This window comes from Stutzerimonas nitrititolerans (genome assembly GCF_003696285.1).
GTDB lineage: Bacteria > Pseudomonadota > Gammaproteobacteria > Pseudomonadales > Pseudomonadaceae > Stutzerimonas > Stutzerimonas nitrititolerans.
Genome location: NZ_RFFL01000013.1, coordinates 20,001 through 40,322, shown reverse-complemented (window position 1 = coordinate 40,322; position 20,322 = coordinate 20,001). Strand labels below are relative to the sequence as shown.

Here is a 20,322-nt window from a genome sequence, read left to right as displayed (position 1 = left end):
GGCTTAGTTTTTCACCAGAGCGTTGAAGGCCTTGTCCAGCGCAGCCTCGGCCTTGGCCAGTCGATCCCGGCGTGCATTCGTCCAGTGCTGGTCGCCGGCCAGCGCCTGGTTCGCCTGCTTGAGCATGCGCTGAACCTCCGCCGGCTGCGGGCCGCCAGTGCCGACACGGGTCTTGACCATGTTCTGCGGCGACAGCGTGGCGCGGAATGCCGATTCGCTCAGCGGCAGGCTGCGGGTCTTCCAGTCGTACTTTTCCGCCGCCTTGGTGAACAGGCGCTGCGCTTCGGCGTAGGGGAAGTTGGCCGGCACGAAGCCTTCCTTGCGCGCATGGCCGACCACGGCCGAGGCGAAGCTGTGACCGATGCGGAAGGGCACCTTGTGCTCGCGCTCCAGGGTGTCGGCGAGCTCCATCGAGGTGGTCCATTCCGCTTCCAGTTCTTCCAGTGCGCGTTCCGGGTTGATCACCAGTGCGTCCATCACCTTGCCCGTGCGGACGAACATCTGATGGGCGCTGTCGAATAAGCCGAGACTATCGAAGGCGAACTTGTAGTCCGTCATGCCGGTGGTGACGTTGTGCGCGCGCAGGGTGACGGTATGGGCGAGGCCAACCACATCCGAGGCCGATTCCCGCGCCCGCATGATCAGGCCCGGATTGCGCTTCTGCGGCATGGCGCTGCTGGTATAGGTGGAGCCTTCCTCGAGCAGCAGCCAAGGGCGAATCTGGTGATATTGCGTATGGATGTCGCCCAGCATCGCGCCGATGCGGATCGCCGATGACGAGGCGATGCCTGCCGCCTCGATGGGAATGTCATAGGTGGACACCTGCCCCGCATCCAGTGAGTTGTCGCGTACCTCATCAAAACCCAGCAATTCGGACAGCCGCTCGCGATTGAGTGGCCAGCCGGAATTCGCCAGCACCGCCGTGCCCATGGGGCTGCGGTTCAGCCGCTCGTACAGCTCGCGAATGCGCTGAGCGTCGCGCTCGAAGGCCGCCTCGTAGGCCAACAGGTAGTGCGCATAGGTGATCGGCTGCGCCTGCACGCCGTTGGTGTAGGCGGGGATCAGCGTATCGACATGCTGTTTCGCCAGCTCCAGCAACTGCGCGCGGGTGTCGTTCATCGCGTCGGTGTAGTCCAGCAACTGGCTGCGCAGGGTGGCGAGACGATAGGTCGCGTACATATCCTGACGGCTGCGGCCAGAGTGGATCAGCGAAGCCTGTGGGCCGATCTTGTCGATCATGATGCGCTCGATCTGCAGCACGTCGCTGGGCTTCTTGCCGTTCGGCTTGCCGGCTTGGTCGATGACGTGCTGGACGCCACGGGCGATCTCGCGGCCTTGCTGGCGGCTGACGATTTTCTCTTCGGTCAGCATGATGATGGAGGCCTTGTTGATCCGGTTGACCCAGGTGAACTGGTCGTCGTGCTTGCCTTGCCTGGCGCCGGAGCGTTCGACCGTGGCGCCGATCTTTGCCGCCTCGGCTGCGCATTCGGCGGTGGTACGGCAGGGCAGGTCGGCGGTATCCGCCGCTTGCAGGCTCAAGTGACAGGTGGCCAGGGCGAACGCCACGGCAAGGGAAAGCAGGGTTTTCTGCATATACATGGGAATCTCCTGTTCAGCGACACCGCCACCGCTCGGATGACGGATGTGCATGGCGATGGCCGTTACAGCAGCGGTAGCGTGTAGCTGAGAATGAAACGGGTCTGGTCGATGTCGTTGCCTGTGCTGCGGTAAGTGCCGTTGCGCAGCTTCATGCCGAAGTTCTTCAGCGCGCCTTTCTGGAACACGTAGCCGATATCGGTATTGCGCTCCCATTCATGGCCGCTGCGCCCGCCGGGGCCGTCGAAATCATCGCCGCGCAGATAGCGCGTCATGAAGGTCAGGCCGGGGATACCCTTGGCGGCAAAATCATAGTCGTAACGCAACTGCCAGGACTTCTCGCCGGGGCTGGCGAAGTCGGCTGAGATCATCACGTAGTTCACCAGGTAGGAATTGGTGCCGTTGAGGTGCGGGAAGCCGGTTTCGCCATTCATCGCCTGGTACGCGACGCCGAACCCATGGCCGCCTAGCTCGTAGGTGAACTTGGCGCCGAAGGCATCGTTGTCGACGTTGGTGTTGCCGGCCTCGGTGGAGCGGGCGAAGCGCAGGTCGCTCTTGAATGCCTGCTTGTCCCCCAGCGGCAGCACATGGGACAGGTTGAAGATGTGCTGGCGGTAGTTCTGGTCCAGATGGCCGTAGTTGTAGGCGGTGGTCAGGTTGTCGCTCCAGCGATAGCTGGCGCTGGCGAAATCGAACTTGTCGCTGGCCTGGCCGCCGCTGATGCCCTTGCCGGCCACCAGCATGTCTTCATTGGCGGAGGTATTGCGCAGGCTGTTCTGGGTAAGGCGGCCAGCGTGCAGGGTCAGCCCGTCGATTTCCTTCGAGGTCAGCATGCCGCCGCGGAAGGTTTGCGGCAGCAGGCGCGAATCGTTGGGCAGCACTGTTGGCAGCTTCGGCAACAGCGTGCCGACACGCAGCGTGGTCTTCGAGTAACGCGCCTTGGCCGTCGCGCCGAGTTGGCTGTATTCGTCTGGCGCCTTGTTGTCGCCTACCGGCAACAGCCCGGTGTTCTGTCGGTCAGGCCCCGAATCGAGCTTTACCCCGAGCAGGCCGATCGCATCGACGCCGAAGCCTACTGGCCCCTCGGTAAACCCGGACTCGAAATTGAGCAGGAAACCCTGCGCCCACTCGTCGCGTTTCGACTGGTTGGCGCCGTCCTGCCGGTAATCGGAATTGAGGTAAAAATTACGCAGCTCCAGCGCTGCCTTGCTGTCCGCAAGAAACTCCGCCATGACCACGCCGGGCATACCCGCACCCAGCGCGGCAACCGCAATGGCCGCAGCAAGCGGCTTCGGTGACTTGAGCATCACTGTCTCCTGGTTGTTCTTATTGGAGGTAGACGCAGCCGGCGCGAAGCCAGGCGGCATCTGCAGCGATGCTAATCAGCAGTGGGGAGGATTAAAAATATATAAATAATCTGATGTTGATATCTTTTCCGTATCTATCTGTGCGGCTGTCTAGTTCTTCAACGCTTGCTGTTACCGCATACCATGTGGCCTTTCATGGCCTCCTGCTTGACGATGAATTCACCCACCAGCGGGCGACTCTGCAGGTAGTGCTCGGTGGTCTTGTGGTGCGCGAAAGCCGCCTCGTCGCGGTACAGCTCGTAGAGATAGACGAGGTCAGGATCGTTCAAATCTTGCACCACATCGAACACCAGGCAATCCGGCTCGTGCTGCACCGAGGCGGCGGCGTTGACGCGCATGGCCTCCATGAACTTGTCGAACGAGCCCGGCGCGAGTTGGGTTTTCAGAATGAGGCAGTACATGAGCACTCCATTTTGTTTTAATGTGGGTCGCTCGATTGTATACAAGGAATAACAAGATGCCACAGCGTCCCGGTCGCCTTAACGGCCTGCGTCATCTGGCGCTCACCGCGCCGAACCTCGAAGAATGCGAACGTTTCTACGTCGATGTGCTGGGCATGGAAGTGCTCAACCGCGCCAGCAAGGATCTCGTCTACCTGACATGCGGCAACGACAACCTCTCCCTCGGTCGCGCTTCGGAAAAGAGCAGCGGCGTCCAGGCGATGGATCACTACGGCTTCATCGTCGACAGCCTTGAAGAACTCCACGCCTGGTACGAATACCTGAAGGCCCAGGGCGTCACCATGCTCGACCGCCCCTTCGCCCACCGCGACGGCGCCCACAGCTTTCATGTGCTCGATCCTGCGGGGAATACCGTGCAGCCGCTTTACCATCCGGCGATATCGGGGCAGCGGTTTAGCTGAGACAGTTGGGCGCGGTGCGCCTGCTGTTAAGGCGCTGTGAACGACAGGCCGTTGGGTAAGAACTGCGCCGCAACCATCCAGACCACCGCACCTATCAACCCCAACGACAGATGGCCAACGACGATCCCTATGGCGATCTGTTTCCAGAGCCCGGCGTACTTGTTGGACGAGGTAGCGGTGGTGCGGTAGGGCGTTTCGCGTTCGGCGCGGATGTTGTCGAAGTCATCTCTCATGGCGGGTACTCGATGCTGTTTGGCTAAACGGCAGGCACAAAAAAAGGGTTCAGCTTTCGCTGAACCCTTTCTTGAATATGGTGGCTACGCAGGGACTTGAACCCCGGACCCCAGCATTATGAATGCTATGCTCTAACCAACTGAGCTACGTAGCCAAGTGGCGCGCATTATTCGCGTCGCGCGGTTGTGTGTCAACCCTCCTGGTGCGCTTTTTCTGCCTGCTTTTTCAAATGCTTATGCCGCCGGTCCCGTGGTTGGCGGGGTGCTGCCGATCAGTCCCACTTTGGCGCAAAGCCGGGGTTGGCCAGGCGTTCGTTGCGATCCAGCGTGGCGATCTGTTGCATCTCTTCTTCGGTCAGGCGCAGCTCCCGGGCCGCGAGGTTGGCGGCGAGATTTTCACGCTTGGTGGAGGAGGGGATCACGGCGAAGCCCTGTTGCAGCAGCCAGGCGAGGGCGACCTGTGCCGGGCTGGCGTTGTGGCTTTCGCCGATGCGTTGCAGCACTTCGTCCTGCATTACCTTGCCGTAGGCGAGCGGCATGTAGGCGGTGATGTGGATGCCCTGGCTGCGGGCGAAGTCGATCACCTTGCGGCTCTGCAGGAAGGGGTGCACCTCGATCTGGTTGGTGGCGATGTTCTCGGCACCGATGGCGTCGATGGCCTGCTGCATGTGAGCGACAGTGAAGTTGGAAATGCCAATGGCGCGGGTCAGGCCGCGGGCCTTGGCTTCCATCATCCGCGCCAGGTAGTCGGCGACGGCCAGCTCGTCGTTGGGCGATGGCCAGTGCACCAGGGTGAGGTCCACCTGCTCCATGCGCAGCTTGCCCAGGCTTTCCTCCAGGCTGGGGAGCAGGCGGTCGGCGCCGAGGTTGGCGGTCCAGACCTTGGTGGTCACGAACAGCTCTTCGCGCGGGACGCCGCTCTCGGCGATGGCCTGGCCGACTTGCGCTTCGTTCTCGTAGATCTGCGCAGTGTCGATGTGGCGATAGCCGAGTTCGAGGCCCATCTTCACTGAGTCGATGACTTGCTGATCCTTGAGGCGGAAGGTGCCGAGGCCGAAGGCGGGGATGGTCATTGAGAATGCTCCTGTGGGTTGATCAATACGAGGCGGCGGTTGCCGGCTCCTGGATGGCGTTGTTCTGGTGGTGTTCGGACGATGTATCGGTGCGGTCCAGGCGGCCGCTCCAGAATGTCAGCGCCAGGGCGCCCAGCACCACCAGCGAGCCGATCCAGGCGGTATGGATCAGACCCAGGGAGGCGACGATATGTCCGCCGAGCCATGCGCCACCGGCGATGCCGAGGTTGAAGGCGGCGATGTTCAGGCCCGAGGCGACGTCGACCGCGTTTGGTGTGTAGTGCTCGGCCTGGCGTACCACGTAGACCTGCAGGCCGGGCACGTTGCCGAATGCCACCGCGCCCCAGAGCAGCACGGTCGCCAGTGCCAGCCAGGGGTTGGCCGCGGTGAAGGTCAGCGCGAGGAGCACCGCGGCCAGCAGCGTGAAGATCAGCTTGAGCGCACTGATCGGCCCGCGCCGGTCGGCCAGCTTGCCGCCCCAGATGTTGCCCACCGCCACTGACACGCCATACACCAGCAGCACCAGGCTTACCGCGCCTTCGCCGAAACCGCTGATCTCCTGCAGGATGGGCGCAAGAAAGGTGAAGGCGATGAAGGTGCCGCCGTAGCCGACGGCCGTCATCGCATAGACCAGTAGCAGGCGCGGCTGCTTGAGCACGGCCAGCTGCTGGACGATGGACGCGGGCTTGCTGTGCTGGATGTCGCGCGGCACGAAGAGCAGGCTGCCAATGAAGGCGATCACGCCGAGCAGGGATACCGCGAGAAAGGTCTCGCGCCAGCCGAGCTGCTGGCCGATGAAGGTGCCCAGTGGCACGCCCGTGACCAGCGCGACGGTAAGCCCGGTGAACATGATGGCAATGGCGCTGGCAGCCTTTTCCTTCGAGACCAGGCTGGTGGCGATGGTCGAGCCGATGGAAAAGAACACGCCGTGGGCGAGGCCGGTGACGATGCGCGCCAGTATCAGCGACTCGTATCCCGGTGCCTGCCAGGCCAGCAGGTTGCCGGCGGTGAACAGCACCATCAGCGACAGCAGCAACAACTTGCGCGGCACCTTGCCGGTCAGGGCTGTGAGCAGTGGCGCGCCGACCGCGACGCCAAGGGCATAGAGGCTGACCAGCAGCCCGGCCGAAGGCAGGCTGACGGCGAGATCACTGGCGATGGTGGGAATCAGGCCGACGATGACGAACTCCGTCGTGCCGATGGCGAATGCGCTGAGGGTCAGCGCGAGCAAGGCGATGGGCATGGAATGAAACTCCGGGTGGATTGCATGGCGCGCAGTGTCTACCGCAGACTCATGCGGAAAAACCGGGTCTCAGGCCAAACATAATTGACTGCGAGTCACTAATGAAAACGACGCTCGACGAGCTGCAAGCCTTCACTGCGGTGATCGACACCGGCTCCATCTCCAGTGCCGCTGTACAGCTCGGGCAGACCGCTTCGGGCGTTAGTCGTGCGCTGAGCCGGCTCGAAGCCAAGCTCGCGACCACGCTGCTGCGCCGCACCACCCGCCGTCTGGAGCTGACGGAGGAGGGCGCGGCGTTCCTGAGCCAGGCGCGGCGGATTCTCGAAGCGGTGGAGGAGGCCGAGGAGCAGATGTCGCGCCGATTGCAGCATCCGGCCGGGCGATTGCGGGTCAATGCCTCGGCGCCGTTCATGCTGCATGTGCTGGTGCCGCTGATCGGCGGGTTTCGCCAGCGCTACCCCGATATCGAGCTGGAATTGCACAGCAGCGACCAGATCATCGATCTGCTCGAGCACCGCACCGATCTGGCGCTGCGCCATGGGCCGTTGCGTGATTCCACCCTGCATGCCCGACCGCTAGGGCGCAGCCGGATTCGCGTGGTGGCCAGCCCGGATTACCTGGCGCGAAGCGGGACACCGCAGCGCGTGGAAGAGCTGGCCGATCATAGCCTGATCGGCTTCACCCAGCCGGAAAGCCTGAATCAGTGGCCGCTGCGTCATCCGCTCGGCGAAAGCTTTTCCATCGTGCCGAGCCTTTGGGCCTCCAGCGGCGAGACGATACGGCAACTGGCCCTCGCCGGCGAAGGCATCGCCTGCCTGTCGAGCTTCATGACGGCACGGGACCGCGCTGACGGTGCGCTGGTGGACGTACTCGCCGAATCGACCGTCGAGGTGCTGCAACCGATCCACGCGGTGTACTACCGCAACACTGCGCTGGCGGCGCGTATTACCTGTTTTCTCGACTATCTCAGCGAATGTCTGGCCGGCGAGGCGTGGACACAGCGCGGATGATCGGTCCGAACGATGCGAGGGCGCGCCTGCCTAACATTGCACACCTATGTGAGGAGACTTCCATGCTCAGCACAGCCTTTCCAAGTGATCCGCCACTGCCCAGGATGGCGGACGAATCGCCCCTGAACGATCTCGATGACGCCGAGAGCGATACCGAGCTGGACGACGGCGACACCTTGCCCGACGAAGTGCTCGAACAGCTGGAGAAAGAACCGCCGTTGCCGGACCCGATACCTGACCCTGGGGTGATGTAGCTGCGGTTGTCTCTGACGATCGCCCGGAGCGCAAGGAGGTTTGGGCATCGATCTGGTGCGGCCGAATAAATTCGGCCCTACATAACACCCGATGCGTTTGGCCCGGTGGCGTAGCGCCCATTCCTGATGAATGTTTTCGGACGTGCCCATGTCCCTGCGCGGGCACACCACTTCGAATACCGAAACGCAGCCAGCCCAGACAGGCCGCGCATCCCAAACGGTTTTCCCTTTTCTCAAGAGACGAAACGCATGACCAGGCGATTGTTGGTGGGCGTATTGCTGATCGGCCTGCATGCATTCGTCGGCGTCACCCTGATCCCGGATCTTGCGCTCGGGCCTTTCGGCAGTGTTCTGGCGTGGGCCTATCTCGCGCTTTCGGCAGTGCTGATGCGCTACGGCGTGCTGGTACGCGGCAAGGGCAATGCTGTGCTGGCGTGGTCCGGGTTGCTGGCGATGGGCATCTTTTCCAGCCTGTCGATATTTTCCCTGCTGCGCGCGTTCGTGCTGGCGGTTGCGTCGCTGGCAGGGTGGGAGTCGGCGCGCCTCGAGCAGGGCTCGGCGTATGCCGTGATCGTTGCGGTCGTCGCGGTGACGCTGTTCGGGTTGCTCAATGCGCGGCGAACGGCTCGGGTGGTCGAGCGCGACATCGCGTTGCGCAACCTGCCAGCCGCGCTGGAAGGGTTCAGCATCGTGCAGCTCAGCGACATCCATGTCGGCCCGACCATCAAGCGCGGCTATATCGATGCGATCGTCAAGCGAGCCAACGGGCTCTCGCCCGATCTCATCGTCATCACCGGCGACCTGGTGGATGGCAGCGTTGCCGACCTGCGCGACGACATCGCGCCGCTGGCACAGCTAAGCTCACGGCACGGCGTTTATGTGGTGACCGGCAATCACGAGTACTACTCCGGTGCGGACAGCTGGATCGCCGCGTTCGAGCGGTTGAACATGAAGGTACTCCTCAACCGACATGTGCTGTTGGCGCACGAGGGGGCTCGTCTGGTGCTGGCGGGTATCAGCGACTATTCCGCCGAGCTGTTCAATCCCGGCCATAGGAGCGATCCGCACGCGGCATTAGCCGGAGCGCCGGACGATGTGCCTCGCGTTCTGCTGGCGCACCAGCCCCGTTCAGCGAAGGCGGTGGTGGAGGCTGGGTGCCATCTGCAGCTGTCCGGCCATACTCACGGCGGCCAGTTCTGGCCGTGGATGCATTTCGTGCAGTGGCAGCAACCTTGGGTCGCGGGATTGCAGCGTGTCGGCGAGATGCAGGTCTACATCAGCCGTGGCACCGGTTACTGGGGCCCGCCGCTGCGCTTCGGCGCCCCGTCGGAGATCACCCGTATCCGCCTGAAGAAAGCGGACGACTTGGCGCCCTAGCTTGCCAACAGCTCGCGACGCAGCAGGAGGTAATCCTCGCCTTCCCGCTGGCCACGGCGCAACGGATTGCGGGTGCAATGCGGGGCGAAACCGGCATCGACGAAGCGATAGGGCAGGTGCTCGTCGCGGCCGGGCGGTATCCCGAGCCGGGTGGTCTGGATGATGTCTGGCCGGGCGCCGATATCGTCGATGCGCAGCCGTGTGGGGTGCATGCGTTGCGCATTCCATTCCTTCACGGTGAGGCCCAGCGCCTTGCACAACAGCGTCTGGCCGGAACAGAGTCGGGTGAGCGGGCGGGCGCCGCCGGCAGCGGCGGGGCTGTTGCTGCGCATGCGCTCGATGGACGCCTCGCAGGAAAGCGTGTCGACCCAGGGATAGCCGGCCTTGATGCAAACGGCGTTGCCGTCGCCCTGCACGCTGAAGTTCAGCGAGTCGCCGCCGCGGGAGTAATAGAGGTACAGGTGGCCGGCGGGCATGAACATGGCACGTCGCGAAGGGCTGTAGCCGAGCGAGGAGTGGCTGGCCTTCTCGTCTATGTAGTAGGCCTCGGTCTCGATGATGCGAGCCGACAACCACAGCCCGTCGACGCAATGGCGAATCACGGTTCCCAGCAATTCCTGGGCGACCAGTTGCGCGTCCCGGTCGAAAAAAGCGTCGTCGAGAAACTGTGATGGCGATTCGGTAAGGCTGTTCATCTGCGCTCCAGCTTCGGCAAGTCTGCCTGTTCCGACCGCACAAGCGGGACGAATGTCCGTGTCTGGAGCGCCAGTCGTCAGTGCGGCTGATGGGATGCGGTGGCCAGAATGTAGAACGCCCCGCATTGCGGGGCGTTCCAGTACGTCTTGCGCGTTGGTCAGACGTTGAAGCGGAAGTGCATCACATCGCCGTCCTTGACGATGTATTCCTTGCCTTCCAGGCGCCACTTGCCGGCTTCCTTGGCGCCGGCTTCGCCCTTGTACTGGATGAAGTCGTTGTAGGCGATGACTTCGGCGCGGATGAAGCCTTTCTCGAAGTCGGTGTGGATCACGGCGGCAGCTTGCGGGGCGGTGGCGCCGACCTTGACGGTCCAGGCGCGGACTTCCTTCACGCCGGCGGTGAAGTAGGTCTGCAGGTTGAGCAGTTCGTAGCCGGCACGGATCACGCGGTTCAGGCCCGGCTCTTCGAGGCCGAGGGCTTCGAGGAACATGTCCTTCTCCTCGCCGTCTTCCAGTTCGGCGATTTCCGCTTCGATCTTGTTGCACACCGGCACCACGATGGCGCCTTCTTCTTCGGCGATGGCACGCACGATGTCCAGCAGCGGGTTGTCCTCGAAACCGTCTTCGGCGACGTTGGCGATGTACATCACCGGCTTGCTGGTCAGCAGATGGAAGCCGCGGACGGTCTGCTTCTCCTCGGCGCTCATGTCGCGCAGCAGGGTACGCGCCGGCTTGCCTTCGGTGAGGTGCGGAATCAGTTTTTCCAGCAGGGCCTTCTGCGCCAGGGCTTCCTTGTCGCCGCCCTTGGCGTTGCGGGTGACTTTCTGCAGCTGCTTCTCGCAGCTGTCGAGGTCGGCGAAGATCAGTTCCAGGTCGATGATCTCGATGTCGCGCTTGGGATCGACCGAGTTGGCGACGTGGATGACGTTGTCGTCCCGGAAGCAGCGCACCACGTGGGCGATGGCGTCGGTCTCGCGGATGTTGGCGAGGAACTTGTTGCCCAGGCCTTCACCCTTGGAGGCGCCGGCGACCAGACCGGCGATGTCGACGAATTCCATGGTAGTGGGCAGGACGCGCTCGGGCTTGACGATCTCGGCCAGCGCCGCCAGGCGGGCATCGGGCATCGGCACGATGCCGCTGTTCGGCTCGATGGTGCAGAAGGGGAAGTTTTCCGCTGCGATACCGGATTTGGTCAGAGCGTTGAACAGGGTGGACTTGCCGACGTTGGGCAGGCCAACGATGCCGCAATTGAATCCCATGAGTGATAAACCCTCGCAGATGAATCGAAAAAGGGGCTGTCAGGCCTTCTGGCTGTGCAGCTTTTGCATCGCCTTGGTCCAATCGCCGGCCAGGATTTCCGGCAGGGCATCGAGGGCGAAATCAATGCTGGCGTCCAGCTTCTCCCGTTCGGCCTGCGGCGCGCGGCCGAGCACGTAACCGGTCACCTGGCTGCTGTGGCCGGGGTGGCCAATGCCGAGACGCAGGCGGTAGAAGTTGTTCTGGTTGGCGAGCCTGGCGATGATGTCGCGCAGGCCGTTGTGCCCGCCGTGTCCGCCGCCTTGCTTGAGTTTGGCGACGCCGGGAGGCATGTCGAGCTCATCGTGGGCAACCAGGATGGCCTCGGGGGGAATTCGGAAAAACCCGGCCAGTGCCGCCACCGCCTGACCGCTGCGGTTCATGTAGGTGGTGGGGATCAACAGGCGGACATCTTCGTCCTGATGGCGAAACTTGCCGACCAGGCCGAAGTACTTGCGATCGACGCTGAGGTTGGCGCCTTTTGCAGCCGCCAGGCGCTCAACGAAAAGGGCCCCTGCGTTATGCCGGGTCTGGTCGTATTCGGGGCCTGGATTTCCCAGGCCGACGATCAGTTGTACGGCGGTCACGTCAGAGGCCCTTCCTTCAGCTGGCTGCGAGTGGTTACTCGGCAGCGCCTTCTTCTTTCGGTGCGTCTTCCTTGCTCACGCGCGGGGCGTGAATGTTGACGACCGGCAGGTCGCTGCCGTGCTGCAGGGCGACGAAAGCAACGCCTTTCGGCAGCTTCAGGTCGCTCATGTGCAGAACCTGGCCGACTTCCATCTTGGCGATGTCGACTTCGATGAAGTCCGGCAGGTCTTGCGGCAGGCAGGTCACTTCGGCATCGGGCAGGTTCAGGTAGATCTCGCCACCCTGCTGCTTGACGCCAATGGAGGTTTCCTGGTTGATCAGGTGCACCGGAACGGTGGCGGTCAGCTTCTGGCCGGCGACGACGCGCTGGAAGTCAGCGTGCAGAACGAAGCCCTTGGCCGGATGACGCTGCAGCGCCTTGATCACCACGTCCTGGCTCTTGCCATCGACGCTCAGCTTGATGATGTTGCTGAAGGCGATTTCGTTTTCCAGCATCTTGGCCAGGTCTTTGGCCAGAATGCTGATCGATTGCGGCGCAGCTTCACCACCGTAGATCACGGCCGGTACGAGGCTGGCGTTACGACGCAGGCGGCGGCTCGCACCTTTCCCCAGGTCGGAACGCTCTTGGGCATCCAGTTTGAAGTCAGTCATTGTGTTTCTCCAGGTAGCAACGCGCCCGATGTGCTTGCGACCAGCACTATCGGGCGGTTGGACAAAAGCCTCGCACGGGGCGAGGCACATTTTCGTTCGGCGCGAAGGACCAGGCTTGTGGCCTAGCGGAACATCGCGCTGATCGATTCAGCATTGCTGATGCGGCGAACCGCCTCAGCCACCATTGGCGCGATGTCCAATTGGCGAATACGGGTACAGGACTGGGCCGCGGCCGACAGCGGAATGGTATTGGTCACCACCAGCTCGTCGAGGATCGAGCCTTCGATGTTCTCGATGGCGCGACCGGACAGGATCGGGTGGGTGCAATAGGCATAGACCTTTTCCGCACCGTGCTCTTTCAGCGCAGCGGCGGCGTGGCACAGGGTGCCGGCGGTATCGACCATGTCGTCGACCAGGATGCAGGTACGACCATCGATATCACCGATGATGTGCATCACCTCCGACTGGTTGGCCTTCGGCCGACGCTTGTCGATGATCGCCAGATCCACGCCGAGCGACTTGGCCACCGCACGGGCGCGGACCACGCCGCCGATGTCGGGGGAAACGATCATCAGATTCTCGAAGCGCTGCGCCTGGATGTCATCAACCAGGACCGGCGAGCCGTAGATGTTATCCACGGGCATGTCGAAGAAGCCCTGGATCTGATCGGCGTGCAGGTCGACGGTGAGGACGCGGTTGACGCCCACCACATCGAGCATGTCGGCCACGACCTTGGCGCTGATCGGCACGCGCGCCGAGCGCGGACGGCGATCCTGGCGGGCATAGCCAAAGTAGGGGATGACGGCCGTGATGCGAGTGGCCGAGGACCGGCGGAAGGCGTCTGCCATTACCACCAGTTCCATCAGGTTGTCGTTGGTGGGTGCGCAGGTCGGTTGGATCAGGAAGACGTCCTTGCCGCGAACATTTTCATTGATTTCGACACTGATTTCGCCATCGGAAAACTTTCCGACGTAGGCATCACCGAGGGGGATGTGCAGCTGACGTACGACACGCCGGGCCAGATCGGGGTTGGCGTTCCCCGTGAAGACCATCATCTTGGACACGCGCAGTACCTGCCTGAGGGTGGATCCGATGAAATAAAAAGCTGTTCAAAAGGCCGGGCTTTTTGAACAGCTCTCAAGTGTATGGCAGGGGCGGCTGGATTCGAACCAACGCATGCCAGGATCAAAACCTGGTGCCTTACCGCTTGGCGACGCCCCTGTAGATTCAAACTGAATGTGCCTGCGATCGTACGAGCCTTGAAAGGTTATGGCAGGGGCGGCTGGATTCGAACCAACGCATGCCAGGATCAAAACCTGGTGCCTTACCGCTTGGCGACGCCCCTGTATCGTACAACCGAATGCTAGGCATTCACTTCCTGCGCCATTTTCGCGAGCTTGCGGTGCAACATCGAAACGTTGCGCCCCTGGGCCACGAATCCTGGCATATGGTCTGGAAGTTGGCGGCAGACTTTATCAGCCTCGCCCTTGTTTGGAAAGCTCCCAAACACACAAGCTCCAGTGCCGGTCATTCTTGCTGGAACGAATTTATTCAACAAGCTCAAAGCGTTACGTACTTCTGGATAACGCTTCTCGACCACCGGCTGGCAGTCGTTACGACCACCCCCTGCAAGAAGGCTGCGAACTGTAATGGCCGGGGTATTGCGTGTCAACTCCGGGTCGGAAAATATTTCCGCTGTACTAACAGAGACTTGCGGGGCGATGACGAGGAACCAGGGCTCGCTCAATTGCACCCTTTGCAGCCGTTCGCCGACGCCCTCGGCGAAGGCCGCGTGACCGTGAACGAACACCGGTACGTCGGCGCCCAGGCTCAGCCCGATCTGTGCCAGGCGGTCTTCGCCGAGCCGGGTTTGCCAGAGGTGATTGAGGCCGACGAGAGTGGTGGCGGCATCGGAGCTGCCACCGCCGATTCCACCGCCCATGGGCAGGCGCTTGAGCAGCTGGATATCGGCGCCCAGCGCCGTGCCGCTTGCTGCCTGCAGCTGTCGAGCGGCACGGACGATCAGGTTGCTGTCGTGGTCGACGCCCGGCAGCTCGGTGTGCAGGCGTATCTGTCCGTCGCTGCGCGGGGTGAAGGTCAGTTCGTCGCCATGATCGAGAAACTGAAACAGCGTCTGCAGCTCGTGATAGCCATCGGCGCGCCGGCCGAGGATGTGCAGCATGAGGTTGAGCTTGGCCGGGGCGGGTAGCGTCAGGCTGCGCATCATTGACCGAGCTGGCGGGGTTGCCAGTCCTTGATGACCAGGGTGATCTGCAGGTCGCGCCCGCTCAGCTTGATTCGTGCGGGCAGGGCGAAGCCGTTTTCTTCGCTGTAGCCCAGGTATTCCACGTCCCAGCCATCCTGCTGCAGCATGGCCAGGCGGCTCTGGCCGTCCAGCGAGAGGCGGCTGCGGCTGTCCGGTGCGGGCAGGCCGCGCACCCACCAGAGCAGATTGGAGACCGGCAACTGCCAGCCGAGCTGGCTCTGCACCAGGGCTTCGGGCGAGTCGGCTTCGAAGCGGCCCTGGCCGGCGACCTCCAGCGCGACCGCATCCGGGCGGCCGGTCAGGCGGGTGGCGCCGCGGCCCAGCGGGCCGGAAAGGCGAATGTCAAAGTACTCCTGGCGCTGCAGCCAGAACAGCGTGCCGCTGCCGGATTCCTGCGGGGCGCGAATGCCGATCTTGCCGCTGATCTGCCAGCCGTCGATCTCGCTGACTTGCTCCTTGTGCGTCGCCCAGTCCTGTGAATTGCCGGAGCCTTCGACCGACTCGCGTGGACCGAAGCCGGCGCAACCGGCGAGTAGCAGTATCAGACAGGGGACGAGCAGGTTTCGCAGCAGCATGGGTCAGGGTTTCTCCGAGCCGGTGAGGCGTTGCAGGGTATCGCGCAGGATCTTGCTGTCGGGTTCGGTCTTCAACGCGTCGGCCCAGACGGTGCGGGCTTCCTTGCGTTGGCCGGAGACCCAGAGCACTTCGCCCAGGTGGGCCGCGACTTCGTGATCGGGGAAGCGTGCATGGGCCTTGCGCAGCTGGGCCTCGGCTTCCTGCAGGTTGCCGAGGCGATAGTGGGCCCAGCCGAGGCTGTCGAGAATCGCCGGGTCGTCGGGGTTGAGCTGGTAGGCCTGCTCGATGAGCGCGAGGGCCTCGGCGTGACGGTCGGTGCGGTCGGCCAGGGTGTATCCGAGGGCGTTGAGCGCCATGGCGTTGTCCGGCTCGCGTTCGATGATGAAGCGCAGGTCATGCTCCAGCTGTGCCAGGTCGCCACGCTTCTCGGCCAGTATCGCTCGGGTGTAGAGCAGGTTGAGGTCGTCGGGAAACTGCTGCAGCGCCTGTTCGGTCAGTTGCCAGGCCGGTTCGAGCTGCTGCTGCGCGGACAGTGCCTCGATTTCCATCAGGTACAGCTGGATGGCGTAGTCGGGCTGCTCGTCGCGGGCCTGCGCCAGCAGGCGTGAGGCTTCCTCGTGACGGCCCAGCTCGAACAGCACTTCGCTCTGCATCAGCTTGGCGGGCAGGTATTCGTTGCCGCTGCCTACCTGCTCGAACGCCGCCAGAGCTCGCTCGGGTTCGCCCAGTGCGCGATAGGCGCGACCGAGGTTGAAGTGCGCGGCATCGAGGTGGCTGCCGCGCTCGATCAGCTCCTCGAGGTAAACGATGGCTTCGCGCCAGGCTTCTGCCTCCAGGCACACCAGCGCCATGGAGAAGCGCAGGTCATCGTCGCCTGGGTGCTGCTGCACCAGGGTGGCGAACTCGCCCATGGCTTCTTCCAGGCGGTCGTTTTCCACCAGCAGGCGCGCATAGGTGAGGCGCAGGCGCTTGTCGTCGGGGTTGCGTCGCAGATTCTTCTCCAGCAGCGGCAACGCCTCGTCGCCGCGCTCCAGTCCTTGCAGCAGGCGCGCCTGGAGCAGCACCGAGGGGATCTGCTGCGGCTGGTCCGGCTGGGCCTCGAGCAGGTCCAGGGCTTCCTGCGGGCGATCGTCCTGCTGCAGCAGCAGCGCCTTGCCGAAGATCAGCTGCGGATTGTCGGGATGCTTGTCGAGCAGGCGGTCGAAGCTCTGCAGCAGGCCGGCGCGGGTATCAGGATCGGTCTGCGCCGCCGACAGCGCGAGAAAGTCGAAATGGGTGTCGCCCTGGCCCTGCAGGACCTTCTCCATGAAGGTCAGCGATTCGTCATAGCGCCCGGCGCGAGCCAGCTGCACCGCTGCGGCGCGCTGGGCGTCGAGGTTTTCCGGTGCGTTACGGGCCCAGATCAGCGCCGTATCCAGCGCGGCCTGTTCGGCGCCGAGGTAGTCGGCGATGCGAAAGCCACGCTCGGCCACGGCCGGGTCCTGCGTCGCATTGGCCTGCTGGACGTAGTTGCCCAGCGCGATGTCGAAACGGTTGCGCTGCCCGGCAAGTTCCGCCACCAGCAGCGCATAGAGTGTCTCGCGACTGAACGAGCCATATTCCCGCGGTGCTTCGGCCTGAGGCTCGGGGGTGCTGTCCTCGACCGGCGGGCTGCTGTGGGGCGCACTCTGCATGAGGCTTTGGCAGCCACCGAGAAACAGCAGGGCGGTGAAGGCGACGAGTTTGTTCATGGGAATCTACGGCGGGTGTGCGGTCTCGGCATGATGACACAAGCCATCCGGCAAGCCCATGGGCGGGCCTGTCGGCCGTATCGATGCATTCAGACAATGACGACCGATGGTTGTTCTGAAGCAGCCGAAGTAGGAGAATCCCGCGCTCCGTTTTCGAATCAGCGACCCTGCATGGCTTTCATCGCGCTTGGCATCAATCACAAGACCGCATCGGTGGACGTGCGCGAGCGAGTGGCGTTCACGCCCGAGCAGATGGTCGAGGCGTTGCAGCAGCTGTGCCGGGTCACGCCCACCCGCGAGGCGGCGATCCTGTCGACCTGCAACCGCAGCGAGCTGTATCTGCAGCAGGATCAGGTCGAAGCCGAGGCGGTACTGGCCTGGCTGGCCAGCTATCACCGATTGAGCCTGGAAGAACTCAAGGCCTGCGCCTACGTGCATACCGACGATCAGGCGGTGCGCCACATGATGCGGGTCGCCTCGGGGCTGGATTCGCTGGTGCTCGGCGAGCCGCAGATCCTCGGCCAGATGAAGTCCGCCTATGCCGTGGCACGTGAGGCCGGCAGCCTCGGACCTCTGCTGGGCCGCCTGTTCCAGGCCACGTTCAGCACCGCCAAGACCGTGCGCACCGACACCGCCATCGGCGAGAACCCGGTATCGGTCGCTTTCGCCGCGGTCAGCCTGGCCCGGCAGATATTCGCCAATCTCGACCGCAGTCAGGCCCTGCTGATCGGCGCCGGCGAGACCATCACGCTGGTGGCCCGTCATCTGCACGAGCAGGGCGTCAAGCGCATCGTGGTCGCCAACCGCACCCTCGAGCGGGCCAGTGCGCTGGCCGAGCAGTTCGGCGCCCAAGCGATCCTGCTGGCGGATATCCCGCAGGAGCTGCACAACTGCGACATCGTCATCAGCTCAACCGCCAGCCAGTTGCCCATTCTCGGCAAGGGTGCGGTCGAGCAGGCGCTGAAGAAGCGCAAGCACAAGCCGATGTTCATGGTCGATATCGCCGTGCCCCGCGACATAGAAGCGCAGGTCGGCGAACTGGACGACGTCTACCTCTATACCGTCGACGATCTCCATGAGGTGGTCGCGGAAAACCTCAAGAGCCGGCAGGGTGCGGCGATGGCCGCCGAGGAGCTGGTGGCCGCCGGCACCGAGGACTTCATGGCCCGCCTGCGCGAACTGGCCGCCGTGGATGTCCTCAGGGCCTACCGGCAGCAGGCCGAAGGCATTCGCGACGATGAGCTGGCCAGGGCCCAGCGGCTGCTCGCCAACGGCGGCAATGCGGAGGAGGTACTGGCCCAGTTGGCCCGGGGCCTGACCAACAAGCTGCTGCATGCGCCCAGCGTGCAATTGAAGAAGCTTTCCGCCGAGGGCCGGGTGGAAGCGTTGAGCATCGTTCAGGAAATTTTCGCCTTGCCAGGCCACACGGACAAATCATGAAAGCGTCGTTGCTCAACAAACTCGACATCTTGCAGGACCGCTTCGAAGAGCTGACGGCGCTGCTTGGCGATGCCGAGGTGATCAGCGACCAGACCCGCTTCCGCGCCTATTCGCGCGAATATGCCGAGGTCGAGCCGGTCATCGTTGCCTACTGCGATTTCCTCAAGCTGCAATCCGACCTCGAAGGCGCCCAGGCGCTGCTCAAGGACAGCGATCCGGATGTGCGCGAGATGGCCGAGGAGGAGGTCGAGCAGGCCCGCGGCCAGCTGGAAGAAATCGAGGCGCGCCTGCAGCGCATGCTGCTGCCCAGGGACCCCAAGGACGGCCGCAACGTCTTCCTGGAAATCCGTGCCGGCACCGGTGGCGACGAGGCGGCGATCTTTTCCGGCGACCTGTTCCGTATGTATTCGCGCTATGCCGAACGGCAGGGCTGGCGGGTCGAGATCCTGTCCGAGAACCCCGGCGAGCATGGCGGCTACAAGGAAGTGATCTCCCGCGTCGAAGGCGACAACGTGTTTGCCAAGTTGAAGTTCGAGTCCGGTGCTCACCGCGTCCAGCGCGTGCCGGAAACCGAATCCCAGGGCCGCATCCACACCTCGGCCTGTACGGTGGCGGTGCTGCCGGAGCCGGACGAGCAGGTCGCCATCGAGATCAACCCGGCCGATCTGCGAATCGATACCTACCGCGCCTCCGGGGCCGGCGGCCAGCACATCAACAAGACCGACTCGGCCGTACGCATCACCCACCTGCCCAGCGGCATCGTGGTCGAGTGCCAGGAAGAGCGCTCGCAGCACAAGAACCGCGCACGGGCGATGGCCTGGCTGGCGGCCAAGTTGCAGGACGTGCAGGACAGCGCCGCGCACAAGGAAATTTCCGATACGCGTAAGCTGCTGGTCGGCTCCGGCGACCGCTCCGAACGCATCCGTACCTACAATTTCCCCCAGGGGCGGGTGACCGATCACCGCATCAACCTGACCCTGTATTCGCTCAACGAAGTCATCGGCGGCGCCGTGGAGCAGGTTATCGAACCATTGCTGCAGGAATACCAGGCCGACCAGCTGGCCGCGCTGGGAGATTGAAAGGGGGCGCAAGCCTGAGCGGCATTCGTTTAGCCGTAAGCCCTAGGTAAGGAGCCCGCACGCACCAGTTCCCTCTCCCCACGCGGGAGAGGTTAGGGAGAGGGGGCGAGGCCAACTCTCTCAACCAAACGCCACTCGACCCGAATGCCATGGCCACCATCCAATCCCTGCTCGACATCGCCGATCTACCCGACTCACCGAGCGCCAGGCTCGATGCCGAGTGGCTGCTGGCCGCCGCGCTGGACAAGGCGCCTAGCTACCTGCGTACCTGGCCCGAGCGCGAGGTTCCGGCCGGTTGCGAAGCACGCTACCTTGCCGATCTGGAGCGCCGCCGCCGCGGCGAGCCGGTGGCCTATATTCTGGGGCGCCAGGGTTTCTGGAGCCTTGAGCTGGAAGTGGCGCCGCACACTCTGATTCCCCGTCCGGACACCGAACTGTTGGTCGAGACCGCTTTGCAGCTGCTGCCGGCAGCGCCTGCGCAGGTGCTGGATCTGGGGACTGGCACCGGTGCGATTGCGCTGGCGCTGGCCAGCGAGCGGCCGGCCTGGCAGGTGACCGGCGTGGATCGTGTCCCTGAAGCCGTTGCCCTGGCAACGCGCAATGCACGGCGGTTACAGCTGGATAATGCCCGCTTTGAAGAAAGCCACTGGTTTTCCGCGCTCGAGGGCAGGCGTTACCAGTTGATCGTCAGCAATCCGCCCTACATTCCGGCGAGCGATCCGCATCTGCGACAGGGCGACGTGCGTTTCGAGCCGGGTAGCGCGTTGATAGCCGGCGAAGACGGGCTTGACGACATTCGCCAGATCGTTGCCCGGGCGCCAGGATATCTGCGGGCGGCAGGCTGGCTGCTGTTGGAGCACGGCTACGACCAGGCCGCGCAGGTGCGAGCGCTATTGATCGACGGTGGTTTCGTCGATGTCGAAAGCCGTCGTGATTACGGCGGACACGAGCGCATCAGCCTGGGGCGCCTGTCATGAAGCAACACT

At 63.5% G+C, this 20,322-nt stretch carries 21 protein-coding genes and 3 tRNA genes; 7 read left to right on the top strand and 17 right to left on the bottom strand.

Going from position 1 to position 20,322, the window contains the following annotated elements; genetic code table 11:
• Window positions 1-3: 3 nt before the first annotated feature.
• From EA795_RS16075 to EA795_RS16065, 3 genes are all read right to left on the bottom strand, one after another.
• Entirely contained in the window at window positions 4-1,599 is a 1,596-nt protein-coding gene (locus EA795_RS16075; RefSeq protein WP_122078366.1) for an argininosuccinate lyase, read from the bottom strand.
• Between the two features lie 62 nt (window positions 1,600-1,661).
• Entirely contained in the window at window positions 1,662-2,903 is a 1,242-nt protein-coding gene (locus EA795_RS16070) for an OprD family porin (RefSeq protein ID WP_058078782.1), read from the bottom strand.
• Window positions 2,904-3,061: 158 nt separating this feature from the next.
• The gene (locus tag EA795_RS16065; protein WP_014853834.1) at window positions 3,062-3,364 is read right to left on the bottom strand and encodes a putative quinol monooxygenase; all 303 of its coding nucleotides are present in this window, start codon (window positions 3,362-3,364) and stop codon (window positions 3,062-3,064) included.
• A gap of 56 nt (window positions 3,365-3,420) precedes the next feature.
• Between EA795_RS16065 and EA795_RS16060 the strand changes: the two genes are divergently transcribed.
• A complete protein-coding gene (locus EA795_RS16060; RefSeq protein ID WP_014853833.1) occupies window positions 3,421-3,825 on the top strand; it encodes a VOC family protein in 405 nt (134 codons plus the stop codon).
• Window positions 3,826-3,851: 26 nt separating this feature from the next.
• On the opposite strand, the gene EA795_RS16055 is transcribed toward EA795_RS16060, so the two are convergent.
• From EA795_RS16055 to EA795_RS16040, 4 genes are all read right to left on the bottom strand, one after another.
• Window positions 3,852-4,058 carry a hypothetical protein gene (locus EA795_RS16055; protein ID WP_122078364.1) on the bottom strand — a complete coding sequence of 69 codons (207 nt, stop codon included), beginning with the start codon at window positions 4,056-4,058 and terminating at the stop codon, window positions 3,852-3,854.
• Between the two features lie 78 nt (window positions 4,059-4,136).
• A tRNA-Met gene (locus EA795_RS16050) sits at window positions 4,137-4,213 on the bottom strand.
• 117 nt (window positions 4,214-4,330) lie between these two features.
• A complete protein-coding gene (gene dkgB / locus EA795_RS16045) occupies window positions 4,331-5,131 on the bottom strand; it encodes a 2,5-didehydrogluconate reductase DkgB (protein WP_122078362.1) in 801 nt (266 codons plus the stop codon).
• A gap of 22 nt (window positions 5,132-5,153) precedes the next feature.
• Window positions 5,154-6,374: an MFS transporter gene (locus EA795_RS16040; RefSeq protein WP_122078360.1), complete on the bottom strand. Its 1,221-nt coding sequence runs from the start codon at window positions 6,372-6,374 to the stop codon at window positions 5,154-5,156.
• Window positions 6,375-6,475: 101 nt separating this feature from the next.
• Between EA795_RS16040 and EA795_RS16035 the strand changes: the two genes are divergently transcribed.
• The 3 genes from EA795_RS16035 (at window position 6,476) to EA795_RS16025 (ending at window position 9,015) form a co-directional block, all read left to right on the top strand.
• On the top strand, window positions 6,476-7,384 hold the full coding sequence (locus EA795_RS16035; RefSeq protein WP_122078358.1) for a LysR substrate-binding domain-containing protein: 909 nt from the start codon (window positions 6,476-6,478) through the stop codon (window positions 7,382-7,384).
• A gap of 62 nt (window positions 7,385-7,446) precedes the next feature.
• Window positions 7,447-7,638: a hypothetical protein gene (locus EA795_RS16030; RefSeq protein WP_014853812.1), complete on the top strand. Its 192-nt coding sequence runs from the start codon at window positions 7,447-7,449 to the stop codon at window positions 7,636-7,638.
• A gap of 249 nt (window positions 7,639-7,887) precedes the next feature.
• A complete protein-coding gene (locus EA795_RS16025) occupies window positions 7,888-9,015 on the top strand; it encodes a metallophosphoesterase (protein WP_122078356.1) in 1,128 nt (375 codons plus the stop codon).
• Here EA795_RS16025 and EA795_RS16020 read toward each other — a convergent pair.
• The 10 genes from EA795_RS16020 to EA795_RS15975 form a co-directional block, all read right to left on the bottom strand.
• On the bottom strand, window positions 9,012-9,710 hold the full coding sequence (locus EA795_RS16020; RefSeq protein ID WP_122078354.1) for a DNA-3-methyladenine glycosylase: 699 nt from the start codon (window positions 9,708-9,710) through the stop codon (window positions 9,012-9,014). The genes EA795_RS16025 and EA795_RS16020 overlap by 4 nt on opposite strands.
• Window positions 9,711-9,868: 158 nt before the next feature.
• Complete coding sequence (gene ychF / locus EA795_RS16015; RefSeq protein WP_122078352.1) at window positions 9,869-10,969, bottom strand: redox-regulated ATPase YchF; 1,101 nt, start codon at window positions 10,967-10,969, stop codon at window positions 9,869-9,871.
• A 39-nt stretch (window positions 10,970-11,008) separates the two neighbouring features.
• Window positions 11,009-11,593 (bottom strand): aminoacyl-tRNA hydrolase, encoded by a 585-nt coding sequence (gene pth / locus EA795_RS16010; RefSeq protein ID WP_058074130.1) that lies wholly within the window; start codon window positions 11,591-11,593, stop codon window positions 11,009-11,011.
• Window positions 11,594-11,627: 34 nt separating this feature from the next.
• Complete coding sequence (locus tag EA795_RS16005; RefSeq protein WP_122078350.1) at window positions 11,628-12,245, bottom strand: 50S ribosomal protein L25/general stress protein Ctc; 618 nt, start codon at window positions 12,243-12,245, stop codon at window positions 11,628-11,630.
• A 122-nt stretch (window positions 12,246-12,367) separates the two neighbouring features.
• Window positions 12,368-13,309 (bottom strand): ribose-phosphate pyrophosphokinase, encoded by a 942-nt coding sequence (locus EA795_RS16000; RefSeq protein ID WP_122078348.1) that lies wholly within the window; start codon window positions 13,307-13,309, stop codon window positions 12,368-12,370.
• 82 nt (window positions 13,310-13,391) lie between these two features.
• Window positions 13,392-13,466 (bottom strand) — tRNA-Gln (locus EA795_RS15995).
• A 49-nt stretch (window positions 13,467-13,515) separates the two neighbouring features.
• Window positions 13,516-13,590 (bottom strand) — tRNA-Gln (locus EA795_RS15990).
• An 18-nt stretch (window positions 13,591-13,608) separates the two neighbouring features.
• Window positions 13,609-14,469 carry a 4-(cytidine 5'-diphospho)-2-C-methyl-D-erythritol kinase gene (ispE, locus tag EA795_RS15985; protein ID WP_122078453.1) on the bottom strand — a complete coding sequence of 287 codons (861 nt, stop codon included), beginning with the start codon at window positions 14,467-14,469 and terminating at the stop codon, window positions 13,609-13,611.
• Entirely contained in the window at window positions 14,469-15,086 is a 618-nt protein-coding gene (gene lolB, locus EA795_RS15980; protein WP_122078346.1) for a lipoprotein insertase outer membrane protein LolB, read from the bottom strand. The genes ispE and lolB overlap by 1 nt, the downstream gene beginning before the upstream one ends.
• Window positions 15,087-15,089: 3 nt before the next feature.
• On the bottom strand, window positions 15,090-16,817 hold the full coding sequence (locus EA795_RS15975) for a tetratricopeptide repeat protein (RefSeq protein ID WP_122078344.1): 1,728 nt from the start codon (window positions 16,815-16,817) through the stop codon (window positions 15,090-15,092).
• Between the two features lie 171 nt (window positions 16,818-16,988).
• Between EA795_RS15975 and hemA the strand changes: the two genes are divergently transcribed.
• The 3 genes from hemA to prmC all read left to right on the top strand — a co-directional run bounded on the left by hemA (window position 16,989) and on the right by prmC (window position 20,313).
• Window positions 16,989-18,257, top strand: coding sequence for a glutamyl-tRNA reductase (hemA, locus tag EA795_RS15970; protein ID WP_014853802.1), 1,269 nt, complete (start codon window positions 16,989-16,991; stop codon window positions 18,255-18,257).
• Window positions 18,254-19,336, top strand: a complete 1,083-nt coding sequence (gene prfA / locus EA795_RS15965) for a peptide chain release factor 1 (protein WP_122078342.1) — start codon at window positions 18,254-18,256, stop codon at window positions 19,334-19,336. Before hemA ends, prfA begins: the two co-directional genes overlap by 4 nt.
• Window positions 19,337-19,485: 149 nt before the next feature.
• A complete protein-coding gene (gene prmC / locus EA795_RS15960; protein ID WP_058077684.1) occupies window positions 19,486-20,313 on the top strand; it encodes a peptide chain release factor N(5)-glutamine methyltransferase in 828 nt (275 codons plus the stop codon).
• The last annotated feature ends 9 nt before the right edge of the window (window positions 20,314-20,322 follow it).